Origin of the sequence: Pigmentiphaga kullae (assembly GCF_004216695.1) — a bacterium.
Classification (GTDB): domain Bacteria; phylum Pseudomonadota; class Gammaproteobacteria; order Burkholderiales; family Burkholderiaceae_B; genus Pigmentiphaga; species Pigmentiphaga kullae.
Map to the genome: position 1 here is coordinate 2,672,708 of NZ_SGXC01000001.1, position 14,059 is coordinate 2,686,766.

The window sequence follows — 14,059 nt, forward strand, 5'->3', positions numbered from 1 at the left end:
CGTCAGACCAGGGACAGCAGGTACTGGGCCAGCAGCGGGACGGGGCGGCCGGTCGCGCCCTTGTCCTTGCCGCTGCGCCAGGCCGTGCCGGCGATGTCCAGGTGCGCCCAGCGGTAGCCCTTGGCGTAGCGCGACAGGAAGCACGCGGCGGTGACGGCGCCGGCCGGCGGACCGCCTATGTTGGCCATGTCGGCGAAGTTGGACTTGAGCTGTTCCTGGTAGTCGTCGTCCAGCGGCAGGCGCCAGACCGGGTCCAGCGCCTGGCGCGACAGGCTGGTCAGCGTGTCGGCCAGGGCGTCGTCGGAGGTGAACAGGCCCGTGTTGACGTGGCCCAGCGCCGTGACGCACGCGCCGGTAAGCGTGGCGATGTCGATGACGGTGGACGGCTTGAAGCGTTCCACGTAGGTCAGGGCGTCGCACAGGATCAGCCGGCCCTCGGCGTCGGTGTTCAGGATCTCGACCGTCTGGCCGGACATGGTGGTGACCACGTCGCCCGGCTTGTTGGCGCGGCCGCTGGGCAGGTTCTCGCACGCGGGCACGACGCCGATCACGTCCAGCGGCAGGCCCAGCTCGGCCACGGTGCGCAGCGTGCCGAACACGCTGGCGGCGCCGCACATGTCGTATTTCATTTCGTCCATGCCGGCGGCCGGCTTGAGCGAGATGCCGCCCGCATCGAACGTGATGCCCTTGCCGACCAGCACGACCGGGCCGTTGGCGCCCGTCTTGCCGCGTCCCGCGGGTTTCTGCCTGGCGCCTTCATAGCGCAGCACGATGAACTTCGGCGGCTCGTCGGATCCGCGCGCCACGGACAGGAAGGACCCCATCTTCAGCGCCTCGATCTGCTTGCGGTCCAGCACCTCGACCTTGAGCTTGTGCGACTTGCCCAGCTTCTTGGCGGTCTCGCCCAGGTAGGTGGGGGTGCAGACGTTGCCGGGCAGGTTGCCCAGGTCGCGCGCGAGCGACATGCCGTTGGCGATGGCGCTGCCTTCGCGCAGGCCGGCCTCGGCCTCCTTGGCCTCGGACCGCTCGACCGCCAGGACCAGGCGCGCCAGCTTGGGACGGCTGACGGCGTCGCGCTTGCCGAAGGTGGCGTCGAAGCGGTAGGTGACCTCGCCCGCCGCGATCGCGGCCAGCCGCGCGCGGGTGCGCACGTCGGCCGACTGCATGGGGACGGCGGCCAGCGCCGACACGGTCTCGGTCACGCCCAGCGCCGCGGCGGCGGCCAGCGCGGCGCGATGGGCGGAGGCCAGCGCCTTGGGCGAGAAGGCCTCCTGCGGGCCCAGTCCGGCCAGCACGACCCGCTGGGCCGCCACGCCGGGCAGGGACCTCAGCACCAGCGTTTCGCCCGTCTTGCCCTTGAAGTCGGTCTTGACGGCGGCGCGCACCGCGCCCTTGGCCGCCCGATCGACGGCATCGGCCGCCTGCGTCAGCACGCCGTCGGCGTGCACGCCGACCACCAGCGCGGCGGTCTTGATTTTCTCGGGGGCGGAGGTCTGTGTGCTAAAGTCCATGCGCGATTCTTCCTGTATGTAGTCGCGAGATTGTCAATTATCCCGCAGATGCGGGCCCCTCGCACAGGCCAGTACCGTGTCCCTGTTCCAGCGCTCCGTCAAAGACGAACTGACCAGCCATGCCAGCGTCGTATTCTCCACGCTCGTGGTCGTATGGATCAGCGTGCTGCTGGTGCGCCTGCTGGGCGAAGCGGCGGCCGGCCGCATCGGCGCCGACGTGGTCACGGGCATCGCCGCGTTCTCGTCCATCAACGCCCTGCCCACCATCATCGCGGTCTCGGTGTTCATCGCCGTGCTGACCACGGTCACCCGCAATTACCGCGAATCCGAGATGGTGGTCTGGTTCTCCAGCGGCCTGAGCCTGACCGACTGGTTCAGGCCCATTCTCCGCTTCGCCATTCCGTCGGCGGTACTGATCGCGACGCTGACCCTGGCGGCCTCGCCCTGGGCCCAGAAGCAGATCGCCGAATACCGCCAGCGCTACGAGCAGCGTTCCGACGTCTCCAAGGTCACGCCGGGCCAGTTCCTGGAGTCCAGCGGAATCGACCGCGTGTTCTACGTGGAGTCGGCCAACGACGCCGTGGACCGGGTCAACAATGTGTTCGCGCGCTGGATAGAGAACGGCCGGCTCAACGTGCTGGTCTCGGGCGGGGGCATGCTGGAAGACCAGCCCAACGGCGACCGCTTCATGGTCCTGGAGTCCGGCCATCGCTACGAGTTCGTGCCCGGCACCCCGCAGTTCCGGCTGATGAGTTTCGAGAAATACGGCGTGCGCATGGAAAGCAAGGGCCCGCCTTCCTCGGACGACCTGTCCACCAAGGCGCGCTCGACCATGCAGTTGCTGCGCGAAGGCGGGCAGGGCGCCTCCGGCGAATTGCTCTGGCGCGTCAGCATGCCGCTGCTGGCCATCAACCTGGCGCTGCTGGCCATTCCGCTGGGCGCGGTGAATCCGCGGCTGGGCCGCTCGGGCGACGTCGTGATCGCGCTGCTGGTGGCGCTGTTCTACCTGAACATGGTCAACCTGGCCAAGGCGTGGGTGAACAACGGCAGGGTGGATTTCTTCGTCGCCCTGGTCGGCCTGCATGGCGCCGTCGCCGCGCTGACGGCGCTCCTGATGTATTTCCGCCTCAGGGTGAAGGCCCCGAAAGGGGCCTAGCGTGGGAGTCCGCATGGCGGTTGTGCGGCCGCCATGCTGCGAAATCCGACTATGCTAATTACTAAATATAATAAATAGCTCGTCGTATATTACATTATGATCTATGGGTTGCCACGACCCTGCCTCCGGGTTGGATGGCAGATCCATAGTGAACCGCACCATGAACCTGCAGCAATTCAAATTCGTCCGGGAAACCGTGCGCCGCGACTTCAATCTGACGGAAGCCGCGAGGATGCTCTACACGTCCCAGCCCGGGGTGTCCAAGGCCATCATCGAGCTGGAAGACGAACTCGGCGTGAAGATCTTCGAGCGCCACGGCAAGCGCATCAAGGGGCTCACCAAGCCCGGCCTGGCCGTCTCGCAGATCGTCGACCGCATCATGCGCGAGGTCGACAACCTCAAGAAGGTCAGCGACGAATACGCGCGCCGCGACGAGGGCGGCCTGACCATCGCGTGCACGCACACCCAGGCCCGGTATGCCCTGCCGCAGGTCATTCCCGCCTTCCGCAAGCTGTTTCCCAAGGTCCACCTGTCGCTGATCCAGGGCAGTCCGGGCCAGTTGGCCGACATGGTGCTGAACGAGCAGGCCGACCTGGCGGTCGCGACCGAGGCGCTGGCCCTGACGCCCGGCATGGTCACGCTGCCCTGCTATACCTGGGAGCACGTGGTGGTGGTCACCCCGGATCACCCCCTGGCCCAGCTGACGTCGTCTCAGGCGAAGAAGCTGACGCTGGAGCAGCTCGCGCAGTATCCCATCATCACCTATGACCGCGCCTTCGCCGGCCGCAGCGCGATCGACCAGGCCTTCGGGTCGCAGGACGTCCATCCGGACTTCGTGCTCGAGGCCATCGACGCCGATGTCATCAAGACCTACGTGGAACTGGGGCTGGGGGTAGGGATCATCGCCGGGGTCGCCTACGACCCCCGGCGCGACACCGGGCTGGTGGGGCTCCCCGTGGGGCGTCTGTTCGGCATGCATACCAGCCGCATAGGCGTGAAGTCCGGCACTTTCCTGCGGGACTATGTGTACACCTTCGTCGAGCTGCTGGCGCCCAGCCTGACGCGCGAGGTCGTCCAGGATGCGATCAAGCCGTCGGACCAGGGCTGACAGAGTTTTCCTATCTCCGGAGCGATGTCGATCAGCTTAATCAAATGATAATTCATATCATTCTTGTTGACTCTATAACGAGAATGATTATCATTTGTCGAAAGCAATCGACATCACGGAGATCGTCATGGCAGTCAGCGCAGTCGTGGTCGGGGCCGACCGGCTAGGCAACATTCCGGACCTCCTCAAGGGCCACAACATCGCCATCACCCACCACATCAGCGGGCGGGATCCGGCGCACCAGAAGAAGACGCTGCAACTGCCGTCGGGCACGGAGTTGCTGATACTGCTGACGGACTTCCTGGGCCACAACGTGATGAAGGCCTTCCGCCAGGCCGCCCAGCGTTCGGGCATACAGGTGGTGGCCTGCCGCCGGTCGGTGTGTTCGATGCAGCAGGCGCTCGAGAACTGTGGATTGTGCGGCGCGGAGGCGGGCGCGCCGTGCGCGCGCGCCGCGCAGGAGGAGGTCAGCGTGAAGCTGATTCCGAGGAAGCCAGGCGGCGGGCGCCGTTGAAGCGCTTCTTCCAGTAGGCCATGTCCATGCTTTCGACGCGCACGACCCCTCCCGACGAGGGGGAGTGCACGAAGCGGCCGTCGCCCAGGTAGATACCCACGTGCGAGAACTTGCGGCGCAGGGTGTTGTAGAACACGAGGTCGCCGGGTTGCAGGTCGCCGATGTCGATGGGGTCGCCGACCCGGCTGATTTCCTCGGCCCGGCGCGGCAGTTGCAGGCCCAGGACTTCGCGGCTGACGTAGGTCACCAGCCCGCTGCAGTCGAAGCCCGCCTCGGGCGACGAACCGCCCAGGCGGTAACGCACACCCAGATAATTCAAGGCATAGGCCGCCAGCTCTGCCTGGCCGCCCATGCCGGCGCCGGCCTTGTCGTCCTGCCATTGGCCCGACAGGATCTTTTCGGGATCCAGCGGCTCGGTGCGGGACGGCAGGGGGGAAATGCTGTCTTTCCAGGATGGAACGGGATGGCTGGGCAGACTGTAGCGCGCCACGCGCTTGGCGGGCGTGTCGACAGCGGCCGAGGAACCGTTCTGGGAGGAGGGCGGCGATTGCGTGGCGCAGCCGGCCAGCACCGCGGACCCCACCAGCAGGGCCAGCTTCCCACCCGCTTTCCGGACCTTCGCCCCCCCGGCCGGGAATTGCGGCCGGGATGCAGGGAGGCGGAGGTGAAAGCGGGCCTTTTTCATTCGTATAGGGGGATGCCGGGCACAAGATGATACAAAAGTGGCGCTAAGATACCTCTTTGACGGCGCCCAGGTCAATGCACTTGTGCGTGCAAAGCTATAAATCCGGCATGGGGACGCCCTACAATCCCCGTTTTTCCCCAACGAGGATTCCGCTCCATGAAGACCAAGCACGTCCTGACCGCCGACGACGTCAAGAAGATCCTGGCCGCCGCCGAAGCCGAGGCGCTCGCCAACAAGTGGGCCGTTTCCATCGCCGTGGTCGATGACGGCGGCCACCTGCTGGGCCTCCTGCGGCTGGATGGCGCCCCCGCCATCTCGGCCCACATCGCCCCCTCCAAGGCCCACACGGCCGCGCTGGGACGCCGCGAATCCAAGGTCTACGAAGACGTCGTCAACAACGGCCGTACCTCGTTCCTGTCCGTGCCCACCATCCATGGCATGCTGGAAGGCGGCGTGCCGGTCGTGGTCGAGGGCGAGACCATCGCCGCGGTCGGCGTATCGGGCGTGAAGTCCAACGAAGACGCGCAGATCGCCCGCGCGGGCATCGCGGCGCTCGGCGTCTGAGCGCGCCAGCCGGGTTGGCCGCCGTGTCCGGGCCGTCCATGCGCGGCGCCCTGAATCCGGGCGTGCGCCGGCGCGAAGTCTTCGCCTGGGCGCTCTATGACTTCGCCAACTCCGGCTACACGACGGTCGTCCTGACGGCCGTCTTCAATGCCTATTTCGTCGGCGTGGTGGCGGGCAATGCCCACTGGGCCACGCTGGCGTGGACGGCGACCCTGTCGCTGTCCTACCTGATCGTGATGCTGGCCATGCCGGGCCTGGGCGCCTGGGCCGATGCCCAGGCCGCCAAGAAGCGGCTGCTGGCGGCCAGCACCGTCGGCTGCGTGGCGGCCACGGCCGCCCTGGCGCTTGCCGGGCCTGGCGGCTTCTGGATCGCGGTGCCCGCGATCATCCTCTCCAACGTCTGCTACAGCGTGGGCGAATCTGTCGTCGCCGCCTTCCTGCCCGAACTCGCCAGGCCCCAGTACCTGGGCCGCGTTTCCGGCTGGGGGTGGAGCTTCGGCTACGTGGGCGGCATGCTGACCCTGGGATTGTCGCTGGCGGTCGTGATCGCGGCGCAGGCCGCGGGCCGGCCCGCCACCGACTTCGTGCCCTGGACCATGCTGGTCACCGCCGCGGTCTTCGCCCTGGCCGCCATCCCTGTCTTCCTGTTCCTGCGCGAGCGCGCCCAGCCCGCCCGCGCGGCTGGCGGGCGGCCCGGCTTCATGCCGGTCATGCGCCAACTCGCGGCCTCGTGGCGCGACTCGCGGGCCTTCCCCGATTTCCGCCGGCTGCTGGTCTGCGGCGTCTTCTACCAGGCAGGCATCGCCGTTGTCATCACGCTGGCCGCCGTCTACGCCGAGCAGGTCATGAAATTCGGCCAGACGCAGATCATGACGCTGGTGTTCCTGGTCAACATCGCGGCGGCCGCCGGCGCCTTCGCCTTCGGCTTCGTCGAGGACCGCATCGGCCACCAGCGGGCCCTGGCCGCCACGCTGGCGGGTTGGATCGCGATGGTACTGATCGCCTTCTTCGCCACCAGCCAGGGCGGCTTCTGGGTGGCAGCCACCATCGCGGGCCTGTGCATGGGATCCAGCCAGAGCGCGGGGCGGGCGATGACCGGCGCCCTGGCACCGGCCTCCCGCCTGGCCGAATTCTTCGCGCTGTGGACCTTCGCCACCCGGCTCGCGTCCATCATCGGCCCGCTGACCTACGGCCTTGTGACCTGGGCCACCCAGGGCAACCACCGCCTGGGCATCCTGTCCACCGGACTGTTCTTCGTGATCGGATTGGCGGTGCTGCGGCACGTCGACATGGCCCGCGGCGTGAGGCGGGGCCACGAGGCCGAAGGGCTCAAGCCTTCAGGTAGTTGAGCAGGCCGAGCACCAGGGCGGTCGCTGGTACCGCCGAGGCGGCATACCACTTGACGTAGCCGATTTCGCGCCCGACCGAATCGATCTTGGTGTCGAGCCGGCTTTCCATGGCGCGCATTTCGCCGCGCAGGGTTTCTAGGTTTGCATCCACTTTGCGGTCGAGAGCATGTATGTCCCGCTGCAGGCTCTCGATGTCCCGCCGCATGCCTTCCTGCCCATAGTCGATTTTCGCATCCATAGCGGAGTCTCCACCTCGCCGTTACCCGCAGTTGCCAGGGCACAGCGGATCCGGCTCCGCCGGTCCGCCAGTGCCGCCCCCTGGGGGGCGCGCGTAAGCGCGTAGGGGGGGGTCAAGCCATTTCAGCGATCTTGACCTTCCACGTCTTCGGCCCGGTTTCATGCACCGACGTGCCGTTGGCGTCCACGGCCACCGTCACGGGCATGTCCTGCACGTCGAACTCATAGATGGCTTCCATGCCCAGGTCCTCGAAGCCCACGACCTTGGCGCCGCGGATGGCCTTGGACACCAGGTAGGCCGAACCGCCTACGGCCATCAGGTAGGCCGACTTGTGCTTGCGGATGGACTCGATGGCGACGGGACCCCGCTCGGCCTTGCCGATCATCGAGATCAGGCCGGTCTGCTCCAGCATCATGTCGGTGAACTTGTCCATGCGCGTGGCGGTGGTGGGGCCGGCCGGGCCGACGACCTCGTCGCGCACCGGATCGACCGGACCGACGTAGTAGATGACGCGGTTGGTGAAGTCCACCGGCAGCTTCTCGCCGCGCGCCAGCATGTCCTGGATGCGCTTGTGGGCGGCGTCGCGGCCGGTCAGCATCTTGCCCGACAGCAGCAGGGTCTGGCCCGGCTGCCACGAGGCGACTTCTTCCTTGGTCAGCGTGTCCAGGTTGACGCGCGTGGACTTGTTGTAGTCCGGCGCCCAGTGCACGTCGGGCCACTCGTCCAGCGACGGCGGGGTCAGGATGGCCGCGCCCGAGCCGTCCAGCACGAAGTGCGCGTGGCGGGTGGCGGCGCAGTTGGGAATCATGGCCACGGGCTTGGAGGCGGCGTGGGTCGGGAACATGCTGATCTTGACGTCCAGCACGGTCGTCAGGCCGCCCAGGCCCTGGGCGCCGATGCCCAGCGCGTTGACCTTCTCGTACAGTTCGATGCGCAGCTCTTCCAGCTTGTTGCCGGGGCCGCGCTCGAGCAGTTCGTACATGTCGATGTCTTCCATCAGCGACTGCTTGGCCATCAGCATGGCCTTCTCGGCCGTGCCGCCGATGCCGATGCCCAGCATGCCCGGCGGGCACCAGCCGGCGCCCATCAGGGGCACGGTCTTGAGCACCCAGTCCACCAGCGAGTCGCTGGGGTTGAGCATGGCGAACTTGGTCTTGTTTTCGGAGCCGCCGCCCTTGGCCGCGACCTGCACGTCCACGGTATTGCCGGGAACCAGTTCCACGCTCAGCACACAGGGCGTGTTGTCGCGGGTGTTCTTGCGCTCGAACTGCGGATCGGCCAGCACCGAGGCGCGCAGTTTGTTGTCCGGGTTCAGGTAGCCGCGCCGCACGCCTTCGTCGCACAGCTCCTGCAGGGTGCGCCGGGTGTCGAAGCGCACGTCCATGCCGATCTTCATGAACACGTTGACGATGCCCGTGTCCTGGCAGATGGGGCGCTTGCCCTCGGCGCACATGCGCGAGTTGGTCAGGATCTGGGCGATCGCGTCCTTGGCCGCCGGATTCTGCTCGCGCTCGTAGGCGCGGGCCAGGTGGCGGATGTAGTCGACGGGGTGGTAGTAGCTGATGAACTGGATCGAGTCGGCGATCGACTGGATCAGGTCTTCTTCCTTGATGACGGTAGTCATGGGCGCTCCGAAAAGAGAAGGGTGGGGCGCTGGCATGCCGCCGCGCCAGGAGGTTGTGGCCGTGCTGTCAGTGTCCGTGGGCGTCCTGCTTGAGCATCGGCGCCATGAGGCGGTCGCAATAGGCGATCGCCATCGCGGACAGCAGGAAGGCCAGGTGGATGCCGGCCTGCGCCAGGATGGTCTTGGCGTCGTAGTGCGCGGCGTTGATGAAGGTCTTGAGCAGATGGATGGACGAGATGCCGATGATGGCGGTGCCCAGCTTCACCTTCAGGACCGAGGCGTTGACGTGGGACAGCCATTCCGGCTGGTCGGGATGGCCTTCCAGGTGCAGCCGCGAGACGAAGGTTTCGTAGCCGCCCACGATGACCATGATGAGCAGGTTGGAAATCATCACCACGTCGATCAGCCCCAGCACCACCAGCATGATGGTGGTCTCGGTCAGCTTGGTGGGCGGTGCGGCGGGCGCGGCGCCGGGCACGACCGGCATCACGGCCTCGGCCAGCATGGCAATGGCCTCCTTGTTGCCGAAGGCCGCTTCGATCAGGTGCACCAGCTCGACCCAGAAATGGTAGACGTACACCCCCTGGGCGACGATCAGACCAAGGTAGAGCGGCAACTGGAGCCACCGGCTCATGAAGATGAGCTTGGGCAGCGGGCGCAGGGGTTCCGTCCGGGAAAGCCCCGGTGGCATGAGAGGGGAAGACATGTTTTCCAGGTAGGCTGGGGCGCGCAGAATAACGGTTTGGCGGGAATTGTATGCCAAGAGGAAGGACCACCCCCTACGCGCTTCGCGCGCCCCCTCAAGGGGGCGGCACTGGCGGACCGGCGGAGCCGGATCCGCTGTGCCCTGGGTGGGTTTGTTGCAGTGCAGCGCGTACGGACCACCGGCTTTCGGTAACCTATGGGTATCCGCTCCCTATCACTTCCATCAAAGGACGCAAGGCGATGTCTACCATCGATTCAGTGCTGACCGAGACGCGTGTTTTCCAACCCTCGGCGGAGTTCGTCAAGCAGGCGAACGTTCCCGGCATGGCCGCCTACCAGGCCCTGTGCGACGAGGCCGAGCGCGACTTCGAGGGGTTCTGGGCGCGGCTGGCGCGTGAAACCCTGCAATGGAGCAAGCCGTTCACGCGGACGCTGGACGAGAGCAATGCCCCTTTCTACAAGTGGTTCGACGACGGCGAGCTGAACGTCTCGTACAACTGCCTGGACGTCAACCTGGCCAACGGCAACGCCGACAAGGTCGCCATCATCTTCGAGAGCGATGACGGCACCGTCACCAAGGTCACCTACCGCGAACTGCATGCCCGCGTGGGGCGCTTCGCCAACGGCATCAAGGCCCTGGGCTACAAGAAGGGCGACCGCTCCATCATCTACATGCCCATGTCCATCGAGGCCGTGGTCGCCATGCAGGCATGCGCCCGCCTCGGCATCACCCACTCCGTGGTGTTCGGCGGCTTCTCGGCCAAGAGCCTGCAGGAGCGCATCGTCGACGTGGGCGCGACGCTGGTCATCACCGCCGACGAGCAGGTGCGAGGCGGCAAGACCATCCCGCTCAAGCCCGCGGTGGAAGAAGCCTTCGCCATGGGCGGCTGCGAGGCGGTCAAGAACGTCGTCGTCTATCGCCGCACCGGCGGCAAGGTGGCCTGGACCGAAGGCCGCGACCTGTGGATGCACGACGTCGAGAAGGGCCAGTCCGACCAGTGCGAGCCGGTCCAGGTCGAGGCCGAACACCCGCTGTTCGTGCTCTACACCTCGGGTTCCACCGGCAAACCCAAGGGCGTCCAGCATGCCTCGGCGGGCTACCTGCTGTGGGCCGCGCTGACCATGAAATGGACCTTCGACCTCAAGCCGTCCGACGTCTACTGGTGCACGGCCGACGTCGGCTGGGTGACCGGACACACCTACATCGCCTACGGCCCGCTGGCCGTGGGCGCGACCCAGATCGTGTTCGAGGGCGTGCCCACCTATCCGAACGCCGGCCGCTTCTGGGAGACCATCCAGAAGCACGGCTGCACCATCTTCTATACCGCGCCCACCGCCATCCGCTCGCTGATCAAGGCGGCCGAGGCCAGCCCCGACCATCATCCGAAGAAATACGACCTGTCCAGCCTGCGCGTCATCGGATCGGTGGGCGAGCCCATCAATCCGGAAGCCTGGATGTGGTACTACAACAATGTCGGCGGCGAACGGTGCCCGGTGGTCGACACCTGGTGGCAGACCGAGACCGGCGGCCACATGATCACCCCGCTGCCGGGGGCCACCGGCCTGAAGCCCGGATCCTGCACCCTGCCGCTGCCGGGCATCATGGCCGCCATCGTGGACGAGACCGGCGAGGACGTCGAACTCGGCAAGGGCGGCTTCCTGGTGGTCAAGCGTCCGTGGCCGGCCATGATCCGCACCATCTGGGGCGACCCCGAGCGCTTCAAGAAAAGCTACTACCCCGAGGAACTGGGCGGTACCTGCTACCTGGCCGGCGACGGCGCCAATCGGGATACCGACGGCTACTTCTGGATCATGGGCCGCATCGACGACGTCCTGAACGTCTCGGGACACCGCCTGGGAACCATGGAAGTGGAATCGGCGCTGGTGGCCCACCCCATGGTGGCGGAAGCCGCCGTGGTGGGGCGCCCGGACGACCTGACCGGCGAGGCCGTGGTTGCCTTCGTGGTGCTCAAGCGGGCCCGGCCCGACGACGCCGAGGCTGCCGAGATCGCCAAGGAACTGCGCAACTGGGTCGCCAAGGAAATCGGCCCCATCGCCAAGCCCAAGGAAATCCGCTTCGGCGACAACCTGCCCAAGACCCGCTCGGGCAAGATCATGCGCCGCCTGCTGCGGGTGGTCGCCCAGGGCGAATCGGTCACGCAGGACGTCTCCACGCTGGAGAACCCGGCCATCCTGGAGCAGTTGGGCAAGGCGCTCTGATTGTCGTAGAATGCACAGCCTTGGTGCATTTGTATCCAAAGCTGTGGTGCGCACCGCACCATAATAGGGGTCAATCCCTAGTGTCACAGTCCAATTGCGGGCGCAGAATATCGTTATGCAGTGGAGGAGACAAAACCCCTGCAGTCTTTAGAAAAGCAAAACGCCCGCGCGGCCGACGACCTAGAGCGTCGGCCGCCGTGGCAATAACGGCAAGGCGCAGCGGTCTCCTCCATTCTCGCCAAATCGTTCGATCTGGTGCCGGTTCACTCCCCATTCTGGTTCCCGTCTTGCCGCGTGGCACGGTTTTGTGCATTGCAATGTGCCATGCTGAACGCTTTTGCTCGGCCTTGTGGCGGGGCTTGGCTGCGTGGCCCGCAATCTGGTATTATTGCGGGCTCTTCTGCCCAGCCTCTTGGGTAGCAAGGACAGGTGGCCGAGTGGTTGAAGGCGCACGCCTGGAACGCGTGTATATGTGAAAGCGTATCGTGGGTTCGAATCCCACCCTGTCCGCCAAAAACATCAAAAACCCCTTGATTCTACTGAAGAATTAAGGGGTTTTTTGTTGCCACTATCAAAACGACTATCAAAATAAACGTGGGTTCAACTGGAATGCAGCGGCTCTTATCGGACGGTCTGTGTTACAATATTGTTACATATGCAGGACTGTTGTTCTCGCAGCCCTAACGTTCCTGATCCTTGGAAACAAGGATGCTCATGGGAACTCCAAGAGCAGAAGCGATCCGTGAAATGTTCCGGATCGAGATGTTCCTCTCGGCTCGCTCCACTGAACTGATGTAGTTCACGTGGAGGTCGGCGGCCTCTGCCACTCGCTCCTGCGTCAAGTTTTTTTCCAAGCGGATGCGCCGCATGTTCTTCGCGAACAGTTGCTGCGCATCCAACTCATTCGTTGGGTTAGTCATGCTCGGAGTTTTTCCGAGCGGCTCGCCCTAAACCACACACTTTAAGTTTGGTTTGCGTAAAATCGCCTTGTAACCAAACTTATAGTGTGTTTTTTGTGGAGAGGTAGGCAATGAAGCATTCAACTGTCGTGGCTTTAGCTGTCGTCGCGGTCATAGCAATCATCGTGTTTGCGCGAGATTTCTATCGAAAGAACCTGTGTGAAGAACAGTACGGTTCGAAGACTTGCGTTCTGTATGACCACGACCTGGAGAAGATCCAGATTCTGCGAGAGATGTGGCAGCGATAAGCCTCACACCCCATGGACAAAACGGAGTTCACATGATCAATCGGAAGTCTGGAGTCACTGGCCTGATGCTCTTGGCGTCTTTGGCTCTGAGCGGGCAGGGTGCTGCTCAGGACGGGCTCGGGCCGCTCAGCTCGCTCGAATCGATTAAGACCCCAATGGGCGTCTTGACCATCTCGGATGGGCTGCTTGCCCTAGATGGGAAGGTAATTCCTAAATCTCTTAAGACAACGGGTGTACCTGAGCTCGCTGCTCACTACCCGTCGCCTGGCGTGTCTCAAGTGCTAGTGAACTACTACGGTGGGAACGCTTGCCCGGCTCTATTCGAATGGGTCACTGTTCGAGCGAATGCGATCACCAAGAGTGAGCAATTCGGCACTTGTACAGACTTAGTGAATGTCACCCAAGGTGCCGGCCTGTTCGTTGTCGACATGGACGGCCATGGTGTGACCGTGAAGTATGAGTTCGACGGGGACAAGCTGACTGAGACGACGTTCAAGGCGCGAGAGGGGCGACCAGAGGTCAAGGTCAGTCAGTCTGCTCTGGTCTATTCGACGGGGAAGCAAACACCTCCCGCAGTGGTCAAGGCCGGCGAGGGGACCGCCAAAGGGAAACCTGTGGCGCCAGCGGCTATGCCTCCAAAGTTGGGCTCGAAGGTGAAGTCAGAGTCGGGTCGAACTTATCAGGTGATTCAGCAGCCCAACCGTTATGCATCGATCAAGGTGGAAACGCCAAAGGCCCAGGACCTGTATATCAACTTCAACGATCGTCAGAATCTATTGCCGTTTGGTGCGCCGCCAAATGACTACATTTTCGACATCGAGATAGTCGTCATACGGAGCCAGCCGCAGCGCGACTATCTTCTGCTTCGATATAACCTGGGAGAGCCTCCTTGCGGCGATTATGTCTATGCTGTTGTCATGAACGACCATGCTGGGCAATGGTCATTGACTAGCAAAATCACGGGTTTCTGCACCAAAGCGAACCGCTTTTTTGTGGAGAGGGGGAAGGGCGGCGAGAGAGGGGACACCTACACCGTTGATCAGTACACAATCGGATTCGAAAACGGCGAGACCAAAACGGGACAGTTTTCGGTGGGAAGTAAGAGGGGGGAGTTTTAGTTCTCGCATTGCGTGGGCTACCGGGTTGGACTGATGAAGAGCACGCCCGGTAGTCACGTG

Annotated in this window: 13 protein-coding genes and 1 tRNA gene; 8 read left to right on the forward strand and 6 right to left on the reverse strand. The window is 64.5% G+C overall.

Going from position 1 to position 14,059, the window contains the following annotated elements; all coding sequences use genetic code 11:
* Nucleotides 1–2 precede the first annotated feature (2 nt).
* Entirely contained in the window at nt 3–1,511 is a 1,509-nt protein-coding gene (locus EV675_RS12950) for a leucyl aminopeptidase (RefSeq protein ID WP_130357623.1), read from the reverse strand.
* 76 nt (nt 1,512–1,587) lie between these two features.
* Here EV675_RS12950 and lptF point away from each other — a divergent pair, with 76 nt between their 5' ends.
* The 3 genes from lptF to EV675_RS12965 all read left to right on the forward strand — a co-directional run bounded on the left by lptF (nt 1,588) and on the right by EV675_RS12965 (nt 4,289).
* Nucleotides 1,588–2,667 carry an LPS export ABC transporter permease LptF gene (gene lptF, locus EV675_RS12955; protein WP_130357624.1) on the forward strand — a complete coding sequence of 360 codons (1,080 nt, stop codon included), beginning with the start codon at nt 1,588–1,590 and terminating at the stop codon, nt 2,665–2,667.
* Nucleotides 2,668–2,827: 160 nt separating this feature from the next.
* Entirely contained in the window at nt 2,828–3,775 is a 948-nt protein-coding gene (locus EV675_RS12960; RefSeq protein WP_130357625.1) for a CysB family HTH-type transcriptional regulator, read from the forward strand.
* 127 nt (nt 3,776–3,902) lie between these two features.
* Nucleotides 3,903–4,289, forward strand: coding sequence for a DUF2325 domain-containing protein (locus EV675_RS12965; RefSeq protein ID WP_423213210.1), 387 nt, complete (start codon nt 3,903–3,905; stop codon nt 4,287–4,289).
* On the opposite strand, the gene EV675_RS30275 is transcribed toward EV675_RS12965, so the two are convergent.
* Nucleotides 4,243–4,974 carry a C40 family peptidase gene (locus tag EV675_RS30275; protein WP_423213211.1) on the reverse strand — a complete coding sequence of 244 codons (732 nt, stop codon included), beginning with the start codon at nt 4,972–4,974 and terminating at the stop codon, nt 4,243–4,245. The genes EV675_RS12965 and EV675_RS30275 overlap by 47 nt on opposite strands.
* Nucleotides 4,975–5,130: 156 nt before the next feature.
* On the opposite strand from EV675_RS30275, the gene EV675_RS12975 reads away from it, so the two are divergent.
* Both EV675_RS12975 and EV675_RS12980 read left to right on the forward strand, forming a co-directional pair.
* Nucleotides 5,131–5,538 carry a GlcG/HbpS family heme-binding protein gene (locus EV675_RS12975; protein ID WP_124688415.1) on the forward strand — a complete coding sequence of 136 codons (408 nt, stop codon included), beginning with the start codon at nt 5,131–5,133 and terminating at the stop codon, nt 5,536–5,538.
* Between the two features lie 38 nt (nt 5,539–5,576).
* A complete protein-coding gene (locus tag EV675_RS12980; RefSeq protein WP_130357626.1) occupies nt 5,577–6,887 on the forward strand; it encodes an MFS transporter in 1,311 nt (436 codons plus the stop codon).
* Here EV675_RS12980 and EV675_RS12985 read toward each other — a convergent pair.
* The 3 genes from EV675_RS12985 to EV675_RS12995 form a co-directional block, all read right to left on the reverse strand.
* Entirely contained in the window at nt 6,868–7,125 is a 258-nt protein-coding gene (locus EV675_RS12985) for a hypothetical protein (RefSeq protein WP_130357627.1), read from the reverse strand. The two genes, EV675_RS12980 and EV675_RS12985, sit on opposite strands and share 20 nt — an antisense overlap.
* A 112-nt stretch (nt 7,126–7,237) precedes the next feature.
* Complete coding sequence (locus EV675_RS12990; RefSeq protein ID WP_130357628.1) at nt 7,238–8,749, reverse strand: fumarate hydratase; 1,512 nt, start codon at nt 8,747–8,749, stop codon at nt 7,238–7,240.
* Between the two features lie 67 nt (nt 8,750–8,816).
* Nucleotides 8,817–9,455 (reverse strand): YqhA family protein, encoded by a 639-nt coding sequence (locus tag EV675_RS12995; protein WP_242621400.1) that lies wholly within the window; start codon nt 9,453–9,455, stop codon nt 8,817–8,819.
* Nucleotides 9,456–9,694: 239 nt separating this feature from the next.
* On the opposite strand from EV675_RS12995, the gene acs reads away from it, so the two are divergent.
* Together acs and EV675_RS13005 are read left to right on the forward strand one after the other, a co-directional pair.
* Entirely contained in the window at nt 9,695–11,674 is a 1,980-nt protein-coding gene (gene acs, locus EV675_RS13000) for an acetate--CoA ligase (protein ID WP_130357629.1), read from the forward strand.
* A gap of 423 nt (nt 11,675–12,097) precedes the next feature.
* Nucleotides 12,098–12,187: transfer RNA gene (locus EV675_RS13005), tRNA-Ser, on the forward strand.
* Nucleotides 12,188–12,354: 167 nt separating this feature from the next.
* On the opposite strand, the gene EV675_RS13010 is transcribed toward EV675_RS13005, so the two are convergent.
* Nucleotides 12,355–12,594 carry a helix-turn-helix domain-containing protein gene (locus EV675_RS13010; RefSeq protein ID WP_130357630.1) on the reverse strand — a complete coding sequence of 80 codons (240 nt, stop codon included), beginning with the start codon at nt 12,592–12,594 and terminating at the stop codon, nt 12,355–12,357.
* A gap of 319 nt (nt 12,595–12,913) precedes the next feature.
* Between EV675_RS13010 and EV675_RS13015 the strand changes: the two genes are divergently transcribed.
* Nucleotides 12,914–13,999: a hypothetical protein gene (locus EV675_RS13015; RefSeq protein WP_130357631.1), complete on the forward strand. Its 1,086-nt coding sequence runs from the start codon at nt 12,914–12,916 to the stop codon at nt 13,997–13,999.
* Nucleotides 14,000–14,059 lie beyond the last annotated feature (60 nt).